This window comes from Serratia proteamaculans, from assembly GCF_004684015.1.
Lineage (GTDB): Bacteria > Pseudomonadota > Gammaproteobacteria > Enterobacterales > Enterobacteriaceae > Serratia > Serratia proteamaculans_F.
Genome location: NZ_SRIA01000007.1, coordinates 229731 through 246562, shown reverse-complemented (window position 1 = coordinate 246562; position 16832 = coordinate 229731). Strand labels below are relative to the sequence as shown.

The window sequence follows — 16832 nt, the reverse complement described above, 5'->3', positions numbered from 1 at the left end:
AACATGTTCGCCCCCTACCGATTTAGCCTTTATGCAGGTTTGTTAGCGGCGATAGCCCTGCGGATTTTTGCTTTGCCAATTCCAGGTATCACGCATCATCACGTCAAGCCCGCGCTGCACTTGCCAACCCAGCTCCTGTTTTGCCAAGCCGGCATCGGCCCAGAAGGCAGGCAGGTCGCCCGCACGGCGCGGTAAAATCTGATAGGGGATGGTGACGCCCGAGGCTTTTTCAAACGCCTGCACCATTTCCAGCACCGAGTAACCGACCCCGGAACCCAGGTTATAAGCTTTAAACCCGGCAATCTGCGGTAAATGATCCATCGCCGCCAGATGGCCCTGTGCCACATCCATCACGTGAATGTAGTCGCGCACGCCCGTACCGTCCTTGGTTGGATAGTCACCGCCAAATACGCTCAGAGTTTCCCGCTGACCAATGGCCACCTGCGCGATATATGGCAGCAGATTATTGGGGATGCCGCTCGGGTCTTCGCCAATCAGGCCCGACTCATGCGCTCCCACCGGGTTGAAGTAGCGCAGCGCGATAATCGAAAACGCCGGTTCGGCCCTGGCAAAGTCCTGCAGGATCTGTTCAACCATCCATTTGGAAGTGCCGTAAGGGCTGGTCGTGCCGCCGATCGGCATATCTTCCCGGTAAGGTACCGGCGCATGTTCCCCGTACACCGTGGCGGAAGAGCTGAAGATAAACTGATGAACTCCCGCCTCGCGCATCGCCTCCAGCAGCACCAGCGTACCGGCCACGTTATTCTGATAATACTCCAGAGGTTTTTGAGTCGACTCCCCCACCGCCTTCAGACCGGCAAAGTGGATCACCGAGGCAACCTTGTTTTCATCAAAGATACGTTTCAGGCAACCGGCATCCTGCACATCTCCCCGATAAAACGTCGCCGCCTTGCCCGTCAGTTGCTCCACGCGGCGCAAAGACTCTTCGGAAGCGTTGATCAAATTATCCAGCACCACCACATCTTCACCACGTTCCAGCAAGGCCAGCACCGTATGCGAACCAATGTAGCCGGCACCGCCGGTCACCAAAATCGTCATAATCTTTTCCCCTTAAGATAGCTTAGCGAGAACCAATATTACGTAACGGTTTGCCAGCCATCAGATTGCGTTCGATATGTTCCAGAGAAATATTTTTGGTTTCTGGGATCAACGCCAGCGTGATGAAGATAAACACCAGGTTAAGCGCCGCATAGACCCAGAAGGTGTAGGCGCTGCCCAGCGAATTGAGCATGGTCAGGAAGGTTGCCCCGACGATCATGTTGGCGATCCAGTTGGTGGCTGTGGAACAGGTGATACCAAAGTCACGGCCTTTCAGCGGTTGGATCTCAGAACACAGTACCCAAATCAGTGGGCCGGCGCTCATGGCAAAACCGACGATAAACATCAGCAGCATGATAACGGCGAAGTATTGCTCGGCAGGCGAATTCATCCCCACATGCATCATCGTCCCCAGGGCACCCATGCCCACCGCCATGACGATAAAACCCAGCGTCAGCGTCGGTTTACGGCCCCAGCGGTCAACCAGCCCGATGGCGATAAAGGTGGCCAGCACGTTAACCAGCCCCACAATCACCGTCCCCCACATCTGCTGTGCGGTACTGGCAAAACCCGCCAGACCAAAAATCTTCGGAGCGTAATACATGATGACGTTCATACCGGTGAACTGTTGCATCACCTGCAGCAGCACGCCGAGGAAAACGGCACGGCGGAAGTTTTTATTGTCTTTAAACAGCGACCAGCCGCTCTGTTTCAGCTTGAGGCTCTCACGAATTTCGTTCAGTTCATGCTGCGCCTGGGCGCTGCTGTCACGCAGTTTCTCCAACACCTGACGCGCCTGCTCATGGCGGTTACGCGAAGCCAGCCAGCGTGGGCTATCCGGCAGGAAGAACACCCCAACCAGCAGCAGCACGGCAGGAATGGTGATCACCCCCAGCATCCAGCGCCAGGCACCGGTGTAACTGAACGCGGTATCCGAAAGGTAGGCCGCCAGGATGCCGATGGTTATCATCAGCTGGTACATGGAAATCATGCTGCCGCGAATTTTTTCCGGTGCTATTTCAGACAGGTAAATGGGCGCCGTATAGGATGCGACACCCACAGCCAGCCCGAGCAAAATGCGGGACACCAACAAGACTTCGACGTTAGGCGCTGCCGCTGAGCACAAGGATCCCAGCACGAACAGCACGGCACCAATCATCAGGCTGTACTTACGCCCGATGCGGAAGTTCATCCAACCGCTACCCACAGCGCCCACCGCAGCGCCAAACATCATTGAGCTAACCACCCACTCCTGCTGGGAACTGGTCATATGAAACGAATCGGTGATAAACGGCAGAGCCCCCGCAATAACGCCGATATCCAGACCAAATAACAGCCCGGCCAGTGCGGCCAAAAAACAGACGAAGAAAGTCATGCCTGCATTGCTTTGGCTTTTCTCAGCCGCCGACACTTTGACGGTAGTACTCATACTGCCTCCAATCGATAACGTTCTTAAGTTGCCGTTATGATAGGAGGCAATCCGTCAGAGGTAAGTGAGTGCGATCACATTAGTGGAAACGATTACACCACTTTATCTTAAGCGTTATAAAATCCTGAAAGCGATAAAACAGTAAAATAACCTTGATTAAAAAAGATAATAACCGTATTTGCTGTTTTAAAATGAAGATGACCGCAACATCTTTTTACCATATCGCAGGGCGTCCTCTTTAATAAAACGACCGCCATATGTAACCGATTTCACACAACAAACGTCCGGGTGCCGTGGATTAAAGACCGGCAGTTGGATGGAGTAGCGAAGGAGAGATAGAGGGAAAGATCGATCGTTGTTCGGCTGGCCCGCTAACCTGGGCCAGCTCGATATTTAGGGTGAGTTAACCGTCGTAACTGCGGAACAGCGCCTGCCCGCGCAGCAAGCGCACGCCCAGCCAACCACCGCACAGCGACAACAGCAACGCACTGAGTAGCGGCAGTGCCCACCACAGCACCGGTGTGGGCGCCCACGGGAAGTCAAACACCTGGCTTTGCAGCAACCACAGTGCCGCTTCTGCGCCCACCGCGGCGGCAATGCCCGCCACCAGCCCCAGCAGGGCAAACTCACACCACAGCGTGCTGCGTAACAGGCGTTTGCCCGCGCCGAGCGTGCGATACACCACCAGTTCCTGACGCCGCTGGCGCATCCCCACCTGCACCTGTGCCATCAGCAACAGACCGCCGCACAGCACCACCAGCACCACCATCACTTCCAGCGCACGGCTCACCTGCTGCAGCACGCCGCCCACCTGTTTAAGGATCGAACCTATGTCCAGCAGACTGAGCGTCGGGAACTGGCGATTAAGCTGGGTCAGCATCTGCCCGTCGCCGTCGTAACGGAAACTGGTGAGCCAGGTTTGCGGCTGGCCGTCCAGCGCACCCGGCGGGAAGATGAAATAGAAGTTCGGTTTCAGACTTTCCCAATCCACCTGGCGCAGGCTGGTGACCCTGGCGCTGAACGACTGGGTATCACCGCTGAAGGTCAGCGTATCGCCCAGTTTGATCTTGAGTCGTCCGGCAATGCCCTGATCCATCGACACCTCGCCGGCCTTCGGTGGCCAACTGCCTGCCAGCAAAGGGTTGTGCGCCGGCAAATCTGCCAGCCAGGTCAGGTTCAGCTCACGATTCACCGCCTCGCCGCCCGGATCGTCCTCATGCACCCGCTCGGTCGCCACCTGCTGGTTAATCTCGGTCAGGCGCACGCGGACAATCGGATAGTAGGTTTCCGGTTTGATTTGATGCTGTTGCAGGAAGGTTTTCACCTGTGGCACCTGCGCCTCAGTCATGTTCAGCAGGAAGTAGTTCGGGCTGTCCGGTGGCAATTGCTGCTGCCAACGCTCAAGCAGATCGCCACGCAGCACCAGCAGTAACGCCAGCAGCATAAACGACAGCGAGAAAGCCGCCAGTTGGCTGACCGTGACCCAGGGCTGATGCAGCAGCCGGTTAACCGCCAGTCGCAGTGCCAGGTTCTTCAGCGTAATTCGCCGCAGCAATAACAGGCTGCCCCAGCCGATACCGCCCAACAGCAGCGCCAGCACCAGGATACCAGCGAGGATCGACCACAGTAGCGTGCTGGCCCCCATCAATGCGGTCAGCAGCGCCACCACAATCACCGCCGTCACCGGCAGGAAATAACGCAGCGGCCAGACGTTGGCCACTACATCACGGCGCAGCACCCGCAGTGGCTGGGTCGCCAGCAGTTGACGGTACGGCCGCAACCCCACCAGCAGCGAAATCATCAGCAATGCGCCGACTGCCCACAGCCATGGCCAGGCCCCGGCTGCAGGCAGTTCCGCCGGCAGCACCGGTGCCAGCAGGCGGATCAACACCGCTTCAAACCCCAGTCCGATAATGCCCCCGCCAACAGCGGCCAGCAGAATTACCGCCAGCCACTGGCCGACGATCAACTTGCGCAATGCGCTGCGACCGGCCCCCAGCGTTTTCAGCACCGCAATCAGGTCGTAACGGCTGCGGCAATAGTGGCTCATCGCTACCGCGACGGCGGCAATCGACAGCAGTAAGGTCAACAGCGCCGACAGCAACAGGAACTGCTGCGAACGCTGCAACGATTTACCCAATGCACTGCCGGACTCCTGCAAGCCAAACCAGCGCTGGTCAGGCCCCAACTGCGGCGTCAGGCGATCTTCGTAACGCTGGATATCCTGCGGAGTACCGGCAAACATATAACGGTAGGTCAGGCGGCTGCCCGGCTGCACCGCCCCGGTTTTGTCCACGTCCGCCAGATTGATCATGATGCGCGGTGCCGTCTGGAACGGGTTAAAGCCGGAATCCGGTTCCTGAATAATTTCACCGGCGATGCGCAGGCTGGTATCACCCACGTCCAACCTGTCACCTACCTTCACGTTCAACAGCGCCAGCAAACGCGGCGCCACCAGCACGCTCCCCGGTTCCAGTTTGACGTTGGCCGGGCGGGTCTCCAGCTTACCGTACAGCGGATAGGCCAGGTCGGTGGCCTTCACGTCCGCCAACTGGGGTCGATCACCGGCATAGGTCATGGTGGTGAACGACAGCTGTCGGCTGACTTTCAGCCCCTGTTGTTGTGCGTCCAGCAGCCAGCCTTCCGGTACCGGCCGGGCACTGCGCAATACCCGATCGCCCGCGATAAAGTCGCGGCTCTGCTGGCTCAGACCTTTGTCCATACGATCGCTGATGCTGCCCAGTGCCAACACGCAGGCCATCGACAGCGTCAACGCCAGCCAGACGATCAGCAGTGACGGCGAACGCCACTCACGCCAAAACCAGCGCCAGATCATGCTTCCTCCCACAGCTGGCCTTCACGCAGGCGCAGCCGACGCTGGCAGCGAGCCGCCAGGGTTTCATCATGGGTGACCAGGATTAACGTGGTGGAGAAATCGCGGTTGAGAGAAAACAGGAGATCGGCGATGCGTTCACCGGTTTGGCGATCGAGGTTGCCGGTGGGTTCATCGGCAAACAGCACCCGCGGTCGGCCACTGAACGCCCGTGCCAGCGCTACGCGCTGCTGCTCACCGCCGGAAAGCTGTGCCGGCAAGTGGTCAAGACGCTGGCCCAGCCCAAGTTGCTCCAGCAGTTGCACCGCCTGCTCACGGCTCTGACGATCGCTTTCACCACGCAGCAACGCCGGTAACTGAACGTTTTCCAGCGCATTGAGCGTCGGCACCAACATAAAGGATTGAAAAACAAAGCCGACATTTTTGGCGCGTAGCGCGGCGCGGCCCTCTTCATCCAGCGCGGTCAGTGACTCGCCCAACAAATGCACCTCCCCTTCACTGCCGTCGTCCAGCCCGGCGAGGATCCCCAGCAGCGTTGATTTGCCCGAACCGGACTCGCCAATCAGGGCAATTGTCTGTGCGGGTTTGACAACCAGCTCGACTCCGGTAAGGATGGAGAGCTGATGCTCACCCTGACCAACGTGTTTACTAAGATGATGAACTTCAAGAACGTTTTCCGCTGGCATCTTCCCTTCCTTTTGCTGTTGGGATTATTCAGTTTACGCGCTGTCGCCGCCGATACCTTATTGATATTAGGCGACAGTTTAAGCGCCGGTTACCGTTTGCCGGTGGCGCAAGCCTGGCCGACGCTGTTGGCCGACCAATGGCAGAAAAAACCGGGTGAACCGCAGCTGGTCAACGCCAGCATCAGCGGCGACACCGCCGCTCAGGGGCTGGCACGTCTGCCCGAGCTGCTGAAACAACATAAACCACGCTGGGTACTGATTGAACTGGGTGCCAACGATGGTCTGCGTGGTTTCCCGGCACAGGATCTGCAACGCGACCTCAGCCAAATCATCACGCTGGTGCAGCAAGCCGATGCGCAGCCGCTGTTGATGCAAATCCGTATTCCGCCCAACTATGGCCGCCGCTATACCGAGGCCTTCAGTGCGATTTACCCGCAGCTTGCCAAACAATTCGACATTCCACTGCTGCCGTTCTATATGGAACAGGTGGTGGTGAAAGCGGAATGGATGCAGGATGACGGATTGCATCCCAATAAGGATGCCCAACCGTTTATCGCCACCTGGATGGCGGAACGCCTGGAACCGTTAGTAAAACACGAGTCCAACTAAATAGGGCTGTACACTAGGTAAAGTTATGCAAAAAGCAGTATTGATAACCGGCTGTTCCAGCGGGATTGGATTGATTGCCGCGCAGGATCTGCGTAACCGTGGTTACCGGGTGCTGGCCGCCTGTCGCAAGCCGCAGGACGTTGAAAATATGCGTCAACTGGGGTTGGAAGGCATTGAGCTGGATTTGGACGACAGTGCCAGCGTCGAACGCGCTGCCGCACTGGTGACTGAACTGACCGGCGGCCGCCTGTATGGCCTGTTCAATAACGGCGGTTTTGGCGTTTACGGCCCGCTGAGCAGCATTTCCCGTCAGCAGTTGGAACGGCAGTTCGCCACCAACCTGTTCGGCACCCATCAATTAACCCAGTTGCTGTTACCGGCGATGCTGCCGCACGGCGAGGGGCGAATTATTCAGACCAGTTCGGTGATGGGTCTGGTGTCCAGCGCCGGGCGCGGTGCCTATGCCGCCAGCAAGTTTGCGCTGGAAGCCTGGTCCGACGCGCTGCGGATGGAGCTGCACGGCACCGGCATTCAGGTCAGCCTGATTGAACCCGGCCCGATCTCCACCCACTTTACCCAAAACGTCAATCAGGCGCAGAGCGACAAACCGGTGCATAACCCCGGCATTGCCAAACGTCTGACGCTACCGCCCGAGGCGATTTTACCCAAATTACGCCACGCGCTGGAAAGCCCAAAAGCCAAACTGCGGTATCCGGTGACCCTGCTGGCGCATGCACTAAGCGTATTACGCCGCATCCTGCCCGGCCGCTGTCTGGACTGGGTGTTACGCAGCAACGGTTAATTTGGCTGCCCGGGGTTGAAGAATGCCGCCCCGCCCCCATCTAAAAGCCAATGGCTCCGCAAGATCAGAGAGAAAATTACATGCTAGCTCAAGCTGTTGTTGATATTAACGAAACAAACCTGCACCAGACGCTGGAACAGTCAATGTCCATGCCGGTGGTGTTCTACTTCTGGTCGGATCGCAGCCAACACTGTCTGCAACTCACCCCGATTCTCGATAAGCTGGCGGCGGAATATGCCGGTCAGTTCCTGCTGGCAAAAGTGGATTGTGACACCGAGCAGGCGATCGCCGCTCAGTTTGGCCTGCGTTCGCTGCCGACGGTATATCTGTTCAAAGATGGCCAGCCGGTCGACGGTTTCCAGGGCCCGCAGCCGGAAGAGATGATCCGTGAATTCCTGCAGCGTTTCCTGCCGAAGGAAGAAGATCTGAAACTGGCGCAGGCGACCGAGCTGTTGGCCGAAGGCAATGCGGCAGAAGCGTTGCCGCTGTTAAAAGATGCCTGGCAAGCCAGCCAGCAACGCAGTGATATCGGTTTGACACTGGCGGAAACCCAGATCGCATTGAACCGCACAGAAGATGCCGAAGCCGTGCTGGCAACCATTCCGTTGCAGGATAAAGATACCCGTTATCAGGGCCTGATGGCGCAGATTGAATTGCTGAAACAGGCTGCCGATACGCCGGAAATTCAGCTGTTGCAACAGCAAGTGGAGCAGCAGCCGGAGAATGTCGACTTAGCCGTGCAGTTGGCGCTGCAATTGCATCAGGTTGGGCGCAATGAAGAAGCGCTGGAGCTGTTGATCGGGCATCTGAAGAAAGATCTTGCCGCCGCCAACGGCAGCGCGCGTAAAACACTGATGGATATTCTGGCCGCATTGGGCACCGGCGACACGCTGGCCGCCAAATACCGCCGCCAACTGTATTCGCTGTTGTACTGACAGTTTGGGGCGCAAATCACTGCGCCCCTTATCTTCTCAGCGGTAAACCCGCACCCCGCCTTCAACGCCTTTCGGGCTGAACAACACCTGCCACAGCTGAATATCACGCGAGCGGAATGCGCCCGCACAGGCGTTCAGGTAATAGGTGAACATCCTCTCGAAACGTTCAGAATAGCCCTCGGACAGCATCGGCCACGCCTGTTTGAAATTCTCATACCAGGCCATCAGCGTGCGATCGTAATCGGCGCCAATATTGTGCCAATCCTCCATCACAAAGCGCCCTTCGCTGGCTTCGGCAATATGGCGCACCGAAGGCAGGCAGCCATTGGGGAAGATGTACTTGTTTATCCAGGCATCGACGTGAAGATTGGTTTGGTTGGCGCCAATGGTATGCAGCAGGAACAAGCCATCGGGTTTAAGATTACGCGCGGCAACCCGGAAGTAAGTGTCGTAGTTTTTCGGCCCCACGTGTTCAAACATGCCGACAGAAACAATACGATCAAACTGGCGGTTCAGGTCGCGGTAATCCTGCAGCAGAATTTCGACGTCAAGACCGGCACAGCGCTCCTGCGCCAGTTTTTGCTGCTCGGCCGAAATGGTCACGCCGTGCACTGTGACGCCGTAGTTTTCCGCCGCATACTGCGCCAGCCCACCCCAGCCGCAGCCGATATCCAGCAACGACATGCCCGGTTTCAACTGCAGCTTTTCGCAGATCATTTTCAGCTTGGCCAACTGCGCCTGCTCCAGCGTATCAGCCTCTTTCCAGTAACCGCAGGAATATTGCATATAGGGATCGAGCATCGCACGGAACAGATCGTTGCCAATATCGTAATGTTCTTTACCCACCTGCCAGGCGCGTTTGCGTGACTGAAGGTTGAACAACCGGGTATAGGCAATGCGTGCAATGTCGCTCAGGTTTTTTGGCAAACGTTCATCAACACCGGCCTGCAAGACACGGGTAAATAACGCGTCCAACCGCTCGCAGTCCCACCAGCCGTCCATGTAGCTTTCACCGAACCCCAGCGACCCCTCCTGCAAAATACGTTTAAACAACGCCGGGTTGTGTACCTTGATATCGCAGGCACGGTTGCCGTTGATGGCGATACCGGCAGCGGACAGTAACTCCTCCACAATGCGATACCAACGATCTTTTTTTGGGGCGAGTTCATCAACACTGATTGAGTCCATAACAATCCTTGGAGAAATGTCATTTCAAAAAGCATAGTCGCAAATAAAAATGACAAATATTCGAAGTGAAAAGCGGCAATGCTTTTTACTCTAGCCAAGACGGACAACGTCATGAAATGAATTAAAATTATTGGAAACATGCCAATTTGGAATGTTAATGGTTCAGCGCCCCTGATTTATTAGTCTTTGCACGGTAGCTGGCGTAATATCTGTTTACATATGTCTGACAGGAGGTTTGCCATGTTTACCCTTATTCCCATCGTGATTGTCGTCGCGCTGATCATTGTATTCGCCGGCGTCAAAATTGTTCCGCAGGGGTTCCAATGGACGGTGGAACGCTTCGGCCGCTACACCAAAACGCTGATGCCCGGTTTAAACCTGGTGGTGCCGTTTATGGACCGCATCGGCAGAAAAATTAATATGATGGAACAGGTGCTGGATATTCCTTCGCAGGAAATTATCTCGCGCGACAACGCCAACGTAGCCATCGATGCGGTGTGTTTTATCCAGGTGGTCGATCCGGCTCGTGCAGCTTATGAGGTCAGCAACCTGGAACTGGCGATCGTCAACCTGACCATGACCAACTTCCGTACCGTGCTCGGCTCCATGGAGCTGGACGAAATTCTCTCACAGCGTGACAGCATCAACAGCCGCCTGCTGCATATCGTCGACGAAGCCACCAATCCGTGGGGCATTAAAATCACCCGTATCGAGATCCGTGACGTACGCCCACCGGCAGAGTTAGTCTCGGCAATGAACGCCCAGATGAAGGCCGAGCGAACCAAGCGTGCGGATATTCTGGAGGCCGAAGGTGTGCGTCAGGCCGCCATCCTGCGTGCCGAAGGCGACAAACAGTCGCAAATCCTCAAGGCGGAAGGTGAGCGTCAGTCGGCGTTCCTGCAGGCAGAAGCCCGTGAACGTGCCGCTGAAGCAGAAGCGCGAGCCACTCAACTGGTGTCCGATGCTATCGCCAGCGGTAATATCCAGGCGGTGAACTACTTTGTGGCACAGAAATACACCGATGCGCTGCAAAAAATCGGCTCTGCCAACAACAGTAAAGTCATCATGATGCCGCTGGACGCCAGCAGCCTGCTCGGTTCCATTGGTGGCATTGCCGAACTGTTGAAAGACAACAAAGGCAAGTAATCATGCTCGAACAAATTGCAGCAAACCCGCACTGGTTTTGGCTTTCCCTCGGCGGGCTGCTGCTGGCGGCAGAAATGCTTGGTGCCAGCGGCTACCTGTTGTGGAGTGGCGTATCGGCGGTAGTGGTCGGTGCCATCGTCTGGCTGCTGCCGCAGTTGGCCTGGGAGTGGCAGGGGGTGATTTTTGCCGTACTGACCGTGGTGGTGGCCTACCTGTGGTGGTACTGGTTACGCCAGCGCCCGGCAGCGGCTTCCAGCGGTTCGCAGGTGCTGAACCAGCGCAATCGTCAGTTGATTGGCACCCGCGCTACGCTGACCGAACCTATGCACAACGGTATGGGCCGTATTAACATCGGCGACAGCAGCTGGCGGGCGCAGGCCAGTGAAGACCTTGCGGTGGGCACCGAGGTCGAAGTCGTCGCCGTCGAAGGCATCACTCTGGTGATCCGTGCCATTGCCCGTTAATGCTTATGGCAACAGCCCGCCAGGTTATTAATGATTGGGCATTCGGCACCGTCATCACCCGGGCATTGATCCGCCAGCGCCACTAAACGCTGGCGCATCTCACCGAGTTCGGCAATGTGCTTTTCAATATCCGCCACTTTTTGCAGCGTGCGCGCTTTCACATCGGCGCTGTGGCGGGCCGGATCGTTAAACAGAGCCACCAGCTCACGACACTCATCCAGATTAAAACCCACCTGCCGCGCCTGGCGCAGCAGCGTCAGTTCTTCGATGTGCTTTGGGCTGTAGCTGCGATAGCCGTTGTCGGTACGGATCGGCGCAGTCACCAGCCCTTTCTCTTCATAAAAGCGAATGGCCTTGCTGGTTAAACCGGTTTTTTTCGCTACGTCGCTGATATTCATTTTCACTCCTTGACCTTCCCCTTGCTGGAAGGTTTATCCTTCATTCTTAGTGAAAACGGGTAAAGCGGTCAACCTTTAAACACCACTTTTGAGAGGAATCGAAGCATGTCACAAATTACCGTACTGGCATTGCAGGGGCTGACCTGCATGCATTGTGTTGGCAGCACACGTAAAGCTTTGGAAGCCGTGCCTGGCGTTACCGCCGTGGAAGTCGCCCTTGATAGCGCCAAAGTGACCGGCGATGTCGCGCCACAAACGCTGATTACGGCGGTGGAACAGGCCGGTTATCAAGCCACCCTTGCCTGACTCTCATTGACCGAGACCGAGACAAGACCACGGGGCGCAAATCAATGCGCCTCGTTTCCTTTGGGATAATTCCTTCACTCTTCAGACTTTCTTGTCTGCCTGATAGCGTTTAGCATGGGGTAAATGTTACGCCCCTCACCTTTCAAGCCGAAAGGCGAAAGGCGAACAAGTTATTCAGGAGCCACGCTGTATGGGTCAACTGTTACGCCGCATCGCCGCCTTTCTCGGTCTGATCTCTCCCATGACCTACGCCTACCCGGCGCTGGATATTCGACTGCCCGGCGATCGTCAGTTCCATCTGGTCGGCAGCATTCATATGGGCACGGTAGATATGTCTCCGCTGCCGGCCAAACTGGCCGCACGCCTAAAACAGGCGGATGCCTTGATTGTTGAAGCCGATATTACCGGCTCTGCCTCGCCGTTTGACCCTATCGAACAGCAAACAGATCTTGGTCAACGACTCTCTGAACCCGAATTTCAGCAGTTGCTGACGCTGTGTCAGGAACTGGGCACCGATGCAGAAACCTTTTCCACCCTGCCCGGCTGGCAGGTGGCACTAATGATGCAGGCCCGCCAGGCACAGCGTTTGGGGTTGCGCGCCGAATACGGAGTGGATTATCAACTGCTGCAAGCCGCCAGAGCACAGCATAAAAAGGTGATCGAGCTGGAGGGCGCGGAACAGCAAATGGCGATGCTGGAGCAGTTGCCTGAAGGGGGCATGGCGCTGCTGCGTGATACGCTGGAACACTGGCATACCAACGCACGGCTGCTGCAAACTATGGTGAGTTGGTGGCTGGACGCCAAACCCAGCAACATGCTGGAAACCCTACCCGCCACTTTCAGTGCCGATCTTTACGACGTGCTGATGCATCAGCGCAACCGCGACTGGCGACAAAAACTGGAGGCGTTACCGGCCGGCAACTACGTAGTAGCGGTGGGTGCACTGCATCTGTACGGCGAGGATAATCTGCCGGCAATGCTGCAGGGGCAGTAAAAAAGTGGCCAATATCGCTACTGGCCAGTCAAAGAGGAATTTCTTGTATTGTAGTTATACGCATAGCAACCGTGTTAACGGTTACAATACACAGGGTAGCAACCGAGTGAACATCTTGGCAACCCGCTTTACGCTGCCGTTGCTCAGGTTGCTGTTACCGTTATATTTTTGTAATTTTGTTGCATCCCGTTGCAACCTTGCGCGCCGGGAGAAATAGGAAAACACATGACGCCCGCAGTGATCCTGCTAGAAAAACAAAAAGTCGCCTTTACTCTTCATCCCTATCATCACGACAGTGCCGAAACCAATTTCGGTGACGAAGCGGTGAAGAAGCTTGGGCTGGATGCCGACCGCGTCTATAAAACGCTGCTGGTGGCACTGAACGGTGATGCCAAACATCTGGCGGTGGCGGTCACCCCGGTTGCCAGCCAATTGGATTTGAAGAAGGTCGCCCGCGCATTGGGGGCTAAAAAGGCCGAAATGGCCGATCCGCTGCTGGCACAGCGCGTCACCGGCTATCTGGTGGGCGGCATCAGCCCGCTGGGGCAAAAAAAGCGCCTGCCGACGGTGATTGACAGCCCGGCACAGCAGTTCGCCACCATTTATGTCTCCGGCGGTAAACGCGGGTTGGACATCGAGCTGGCGGCAGAGGATCTTTGCCGACTGTTGGCCGGCAATTTTGCCGATATCGCCAAGCGCGACTGAATCGACAGGGGGAGACTTATGCCTCCCCCCACTGGAGACTTACTGATAAACAATCTCGCCCTTCGGCTCATAGACCGCCGCATCCAGCGGTGAGTGCTTCTCGATATACTGTTTCAGCACTTCGGCATCGATAAAGCCGGTGTTGACGTAGCTTGGCAAAGTATCCAGCTTCGGATAACCGTCACCGCCCAACGCATTGAAGTTCAGCGTGGCCATACGGTAAGTTTTATCCGCCTGCAACGGCTCGCCTTTGATTTTGACATTGCTGACGCCCTGTTTGCCGTCCGCCGTCAGGCTGACGTTGGCAAACTGTGCATAGGCACCGGAATCCACTTTCATGTTAGCGACCACTGCCAGGTATTTTTCCACCTCGCTGCCTTTCATTTCAACGTAGACCAGCGTGTTGCCAAACGGCTGTACCTTCAGCACGTTTTTATAGGTAATGTCACCGGCTTCAATCGAGTCACGGACCCCACCCCCGCTCATTACGGCAAAATCGGCCTCGGCACGTTCCATCTGCGCTGCCAGCAAAACCCGTGACAGGTTGGTCTGAACAAAGCGCACCTTACTGCGATCGCCTTCCAACTTGCCATTAACGCTGCCAATTTTAACGTCCAACTGCGCCTTGCCCTTTTCCTGGAATGGCGTCAGCAGTTTCATCATCGAGGCATCTTCCGCTATCTGCTGGGTGTAATACACACGCTCGCTGGTGCCGTCGGCTTTCTCTACCTTCTTCTTAAGATTGACCGGGATCAGCTGATAATGCACCAGCTTCAGTTCACCGTTACGAAACTGGAAGTCGGCACGCCCCACGTATTTGCCCCACTCATGCGCCTGCACAATCCAGGTACCGTTCTGACGATCCGGCGAGCACGGGGTGCCCGGCACATAATCCACCTGCTTGTGGTTTTCACCGGCCATACAAACCGGATCCTGCGAGTGGCCGCCGACGATCATATCCAGATAGCCGGCAGGCAGGCTGCGCGCCATTTCTACGTCACCGGGTGCATTGGAGCCATGGTTGCCGTCATCGTAATGGCCCATGTGAGTCGCGGCGATGATCACGTCCGGCTTCTCGTCCTTACGCAGTTGCTCCACCACCTGTTTGGCCTCTTGCGCTGGCACATGGAACTCAATGTCGGTGAAGTATTCCGGGTTACCAATCTTGGCCGTGTCATCGGTAGTCAGACCGATCACCGCAATCTTGATGCCCTGCTTATCGAACAAGGCATAGGGTTTGAACAGGCGCTGCTGGGTGCTTTTCTGATAGATATTGGCCGACAGCAACGGGAAGGTGGCCCACTTTTCCTGCTGGCGCAACACGCTGAGCGGATTGTCGAATTCATGGTTGCCGATGGCCATCGCGTCATAGCCCACCAGATTCATGCCACGGAAGTCTGGCTCGGCATCCTGTAGGTCTGATTCCGGCACGCCGGTATTAATATCACCGCCCGACAGCAGTAACAGACTGCCGCCCTTGGCCGCGACCTCCTGGCGAATGCTGTCCACCAGCGTTTTCTGCGCGCCCAAACCATATTCACCGTGATCGTTTTGCCAGAAATGGCCGTGGTGATCGTTGGTATGCAGAATGGTGATGTCGTAGGTCTTATCCTTTTCCCAGGCGCTGGCGGCTCCCGACAGGAAAGTCAGGGACACGGCCAAAGCGCATGCGGTGGTCTTTAACGAGAAGCGCATGGCGGAACTCCATATGATAATTAACTGCTTTTTTGAGATGGCCGAAATTGTAGCGCGAAACAAAGGCAACTAATTTCAAATTTTTGCGATATGCGTCAAATTATGTCGGATATGGTAAATATTGAACAACTTGCCTAAGATATCTGCTCTGTCCTCTAAAACTTACCAGGCTAATAATAAAATGACCGACCGTAGCGAAACCGCCCTGCCACCGGCCAAGGGCAGTGCGGTTAAAGGGACTGCCTTCTCGATTCTCGGTGCCATCAGCGTCTCTCACCTGCTCAACGACATGATTCAATCGCTGATCCTGGCGATTTACCCGATCCTGCAGGCTGACTTCAGCCTCAGCTTCGTGCAGATCGGTATGATCACCCTGACCTATCAGCTCACAGCATCTTTATTGCAACCGCTAATCGGCTACTACACGGATAAACACCCGCAGCCATATTCACTGCCGATCGGCATGGGCTTTACCCTGTGCGGGCTGCTGCTGCTGTCCATGGCCAATACCTTTCCGCTGGTCCTGTTGGCGGCGGCCTTGGTCGGTACCGGCTCTTCAGTATTCCATCCGGAATCCTCCCGCGTAGCGCGGATGGCTTCCGGTGGCCGACATGGCCTGGCGCAGTCACTGTTCCAGGTCGGCGGTAACTTTGGCAGTTCCCTCGGGCCTCTGCTTGCGGCGCTGATTATCGCGCCTTATGGCAAGGGTAACGTCGCCTGGTTCTCCCTGGCGGCGCTGCTGGCGATTGTGGTGCTGTTGCAGGTCAGCAAATGGTATCAACAGCAGCATCGGGCCACAAAAGGCCAGCCTAAAACCGCCTCCATGGTGAAACCGCTGCCGAAACGTACGGTTACCTATGCCATTGGCATCCTGCTGATACTGATTTTCTCCAAATACTTCTATCTGGCCAGCATTAGCAGCTATTACACCTTTTATCTGATGCACAAGTTCGGCGTTTCCGTGCAAAATGCCCAATTCCATCTGTTTGCCTTCCTGTTCGCCGTAGCCGCAGGCACCATTATTGGTGGGCCTCTTGGCGATAAGATAGGTCGAAAACGTGTTATTTGGGGCTCAATTCTGGGTGCTGCCCCCTTTACGCTGGTTTTACCCTATGCATCACTGTACTGGACCGGCATTTTAACGGTGTTTATAGGGGTAATTCTCGCTTCGGCGTTTTCTGCCATTCTGGTTTACGCTCAGGAACTGATCCCCGGTAAAGTGGGCATGGTTTCCGGTTTATTCTTCGGTTTTGCTTTTGGCATGGGGGGATTAGGTGCGGCAGTTCTTGGCTATGTCGCAGATTTGACCAGCATCGAACTGGTTTACCAAATTTGCGCTTTCTTGCCACTGATCGGCATTATTACCGCATTACTGCCCAATACAGACCATAACTCACAGTAACCCTGCTGTAGACCCGGTTTGAATCCACAGTAAAACCGGGTCACCCCCCATGCAAATCCATATTATTTGACTCATTAAGTGTTAAATCACCCCATTGGCATGCCAAAAGTGGAATTCTCTGCTTTTTCACAAAAAACCCATATTTAGCCAAGCGCGTCGCGAACAAATGCAATAAACTAAA

15 protein-coding genes and 1 pseudogene are annotated in these 16832 nt (G+C 55.9%); 9 read left to right on the top strand and 7 right to left on the bottom strand.

What is annotated here, in order from left to right:
• Positions 1 to 42: 42 nt before the first annotated feature.
• The 4 genes from galE to ybbA all read right to left on the bottom strand — a co-directional run bounded on the left by galE (position 43) and on the right by ybbA (position 6007).
• Entirely contained in the window at positions 43 to 1059 is a 1017-nt protein-coding gene (gene galE, locus E5C26_RS05880) for a UDP-glucose 4-epimerase GalE (protein WP_135315461.1), read from the bottom strand.
• 22 nt (positions 1060 to 1081) lie between these two features.
• A complete protein-coding gene (locus E5C26_RS05875; RefSeq protein WP_135315460.1) occupies positions 1082 to 2488 on the bottom strand; it encodes a sugar porter family MFS transporter in 1407 nt (468 codons plus the stop codon).
• Between the two features lie 403 nt (positions 2489 to 2891).
• On the bottom strand, positions 2892 to 5324 hold the full coding sequence (gene ybbP / locus E5C26_RS05870) for a putative ABC transporter permease subunit YbbP (protein ID WP_135315459.1): 2433 nt from the start codon (positions 5322 to 5324) through the stop codon (positions 2892 to 2894).
• On the bottom strand, positions 5321 to 6007 hold the full coding sequence (ybbA, locus tag E5C26_RS05865) for a putative ABC transporter ATP-binding protein YbbA (RefSeq protein ID WP_135315458.1): 687 nt from the start codon (positions 6005 to 6007) through the stop codon (positions 5321 to 5323). Before ybbA ends, ybbP begins: the two co-directional genes overlap by 4 nt.
• Between ybbA and tesA the strand changes: the two genes are divergently transcribed.
• The 3 genes from tesA to E5C26_RS05850 all read left to right on the top strand — a co-directional run bounded on the left by tesA (position 5978) and on the right by E5C26_RS05850 (position 8353).
• A complete protein-coding gene (tesA, locus tag E5C26_RS05860) occupies positions 5978 to 6616 on the top strand; it encodes a multifunctional acyl-CoA thioesterase I/protease I/lysophospholipase L1 (RefSeq protein ID WP_167796618.1) in 639 nt (212 codons plus the stop codon). The two genes, ybbA and tesA, sit on opposite strands and share 30 nt — an antisense overlap.
• A gap of 25 nt (positions 6617 to 6641) precedes the next feature.
• Entirely contained in the window at positions 6642 to 7418 is a 777-nt protein-coding gene (locus E5C26_RS05855; protein WP_135315456.1) for an SDR family oxidoreductase, read from the top strand.
• Positions 7419 to 7498: 80 nt separating this feature from the next.
• Positions 7499 to 8353 carry a co-chaperone YbbN gene (locus E5C26_RS05850; protein WP_135315455.1) on the top strand — a complete coding sequence of 285 codons (855 nt, stop codon included), beginning with the start codon at positions 7499 to 7501 and terminating at the stop codon, positions 8351 to 8353.
• Positions 8354 to 8389: 36 nt separating this feature from the next.
• Here E5C26_RS05850 and cfa read toward each other — a convergent pair whose 3' ends face one another.
• The gene (gene cfa / locus E5C26_RS05845; protein WP_135315454.1) at positions 8390 to 9541 is read right to left on the bottom strand and encodes a cyclopropane fatty acyl phospholipid synthase; all 1152 of its coding nucleotides are present in this window, start codon (positions 9539 to 9541) and stop codon (positions 8390 to 8392) included.
• 240 nt (positions 9542 to 9781) lie between these two features.
• Here cfa and E5C26_RS05840 point away from each other — a divergent pair, with 240 nt between their 5' ends.
• Complete coding sequence (locus tag E5C26_RS05840) at positions 9782 to 10687, top strand: SPFH domain-containing protein (protein ID WP_135315453.1); 906 nt, start codon at positions 9782 to 9784, stop codon at positions 10685 to 10687.
• Positions 10688 to 10689: 2 nt separating this feature from the next.
• Positions 10690 to 11151 carry an NfeD family protein gene (locus E5C26_RS05835; protein WP_135315452.1) on the top strand — a complete coding sequence of 154 codons (462 nt, stop codon included), beginning with the start codon at positions 10690 to 10692 and terminating at the stop codon, positions 11149 to 11151.
• Here the strand turns inward: E5C26_RS05835 and cueR are convergent.
• The gene (gene cueR / locus E5C26_RS05830; RefSeq protein ID WP_012005590.1) at positions 11148 to 11549 is read right to left on the bottom strand and encodes a Cu(I)-responsive transcriptional regulator; all 402 of its coding nucleotides are present in this window, start codon (positions 11547 to 11549) and stop codon (positions 11148 to 11150) included. The two genes, E5C26_RS05835 and cueR, sit on opposite strands and share 4 nt — an antisense overlap.
• Before the next feature lie 105 nt (positions 11550 to 11654).
• Here cueR and E5C26_RS05825 point away from each other — a divergent pair.
• The 3 genes and pseudogenes from E5C26_RS05825 to ybaK form a co-directional block, all read left to right on the top strand.
• A pseudogene (locus E5C26_RS05825) lies at positions 11655 to 11852 on the top strand (cation transporter); the annotation flags it as partial.
• A gap of 193 nt (positions 11853 to 12045) precedes the next feature.
• Positions 12046 to 12849 (top strand): TraB/GumN family protein, encoded by an 804-nt coding sequence (locus E5C26_RS05820; protein WP_135315450.1) that lies wholly within the window; start codon positions 12046 to 12048, stop codon positions 12847 to 12849.
• Between the two features lie 225 nt (positions 12850 to 13074).
• Positions 13075 to 13554: a Cys-tRNA(Pro)/Cys-tRNA(Cys) deacylase YbaK gene (gene ybaK, locus E5C26_RS05815; RefSeq protein WP_135315449.1), complete on the top strand. Its 480-nt coding sequence runs from the start codon at positions 13075 to 13077 to the stop codon at positions 13552 to 13554.
• 39 nt (positions 13555 to 13593) lie between these two features.
• Here ybaK and ushA read toward each other — a convergent pair whose 3' ends face one another.
• Positions 13594 to 15249 (bottom strand): bifunctional UDP-sugar hydrolase/5'-nucleotidase UshA, encoded by a 1656-nt coding sequence (gene ushA, locus E5C26_RS05810; protein WP_135315448.1) that lies wholly within the window; start codon positions 15247 to 15249, stop codon positions 13594 to 13596.
• Between the two features lie 181 nt (positions 15250 to 15430).
• Here ushA and E5C26_RS05805 point away from each other — a divergent pair, with 181 nt between their 5' ends.
• A complete protein-coding gene (locus E5C26_RS05805; protein ID WP_135315447.1) occupies positions 15431 to 16651 on the top strand; it encodes an MFS transporter in 1221 nt (406 codons plus the stop codon).
• Positions 16652 to 16832: the final 181 nt, after the last annotated feature.

Coding starts and splice junctions, on each gene's coding strand:
- galE (WP_135315461.1), bottom strand. CDS start 1,059: ATGACGATTTTGGTGACCGGCGGTGCCGGCTACATTGGTTCGCATACG.
- E5C26_RS05875 (WP_135315460.1), bottom strand. CDS start 2,488: ATGAGTACTACCGTCAAAGTGTCGGCGGCTGAGAAAAGCCAAAGCAAT.
- ybbP (WP_135315459.1), bottom strand. CDS start 5,324: ATGATCTGGCGCTGGTTTTGGCGTGAGTGGCGTTCGCCGTCACTGCTG.
- tesA (WP_167796618.1), top strand. CDS start 5,978: ATGAACTTCAAGAACGTTTTCCGCTGGCATCTTCCCTTCCTTTTGCTG.
- ybbA (WP_135315458.1), bottom strand. CDS start 6,007: ATGCCAGCGGAAAACGTTCTTGAAGTTCATCATCTTAGTAAACACGTT.
- E5C26_RS05855 (WP_135315456.1), top strand. CDS start 6,642: ATGCAAAAAGCAGTATTGATAACCGGCTGTTCCAGCGGGATTGGATTG.
- E5C26_RS05850 (WP_135315455.1), top strand. CDS start 7,499: ATGCTAGCTCAAGCTGTTGTTGATATTAACGAAACAAACCTGCACCAG.
- cfa (WP_135315454.1), bottom strand. CDS start 9,541: ATGGACTCAATCAGTGTTGATGAACTCGCCCCAAAAAAAGATCGTTGG.
- E5C26_RS05840 (WP_135315453.1), top strand. CDS start 9,782: ATGTTTACCCTTATTCCCATCGTGATTGTCGTCGCGCTGATCATTGTA.
- E5C26_RS05835 (WP_135315452.1), top strand. CDS start 10,690: ATGCTCGAACAAATTGCAGCAAACCCGCACTGGTTTTGGCTTTCCCTC.
- cueR (WP_012005590.1), bottom strand. CDS start 11,549: ATGAATATCAGCGACGTAGCGAAAAAAACCGGTTTAACCAGCAAGGCC.
- E5C26_RS05820 (WP_135315450.1), top strand. CDS start 12,046: ATGGGTCAACTGTTACGCCGCATCGCCGCCTTTCTCGGTCTGATCTCT.
- ybaK (WP_135315449.1), top strand. CDS start 13,075: ATGACGCCCGCAGTGATCCTGCTAGAAAAACAAAAAGTCGCCTTTACT.
- ushA (WP_135315448.1), bottom strand. CDS start 15,249: ATGCGCTTCTCGTTAAAGACCACCGCATGCGCTTTGGCCGTGTCCCTG.
- E5C26_RS05805 (WP_135315447.1), top strand. CDS start 15,431: ATGACCGACCGTAGCGAAACCGCCCTGCCACCGGCCAAGGGCAGTGCG.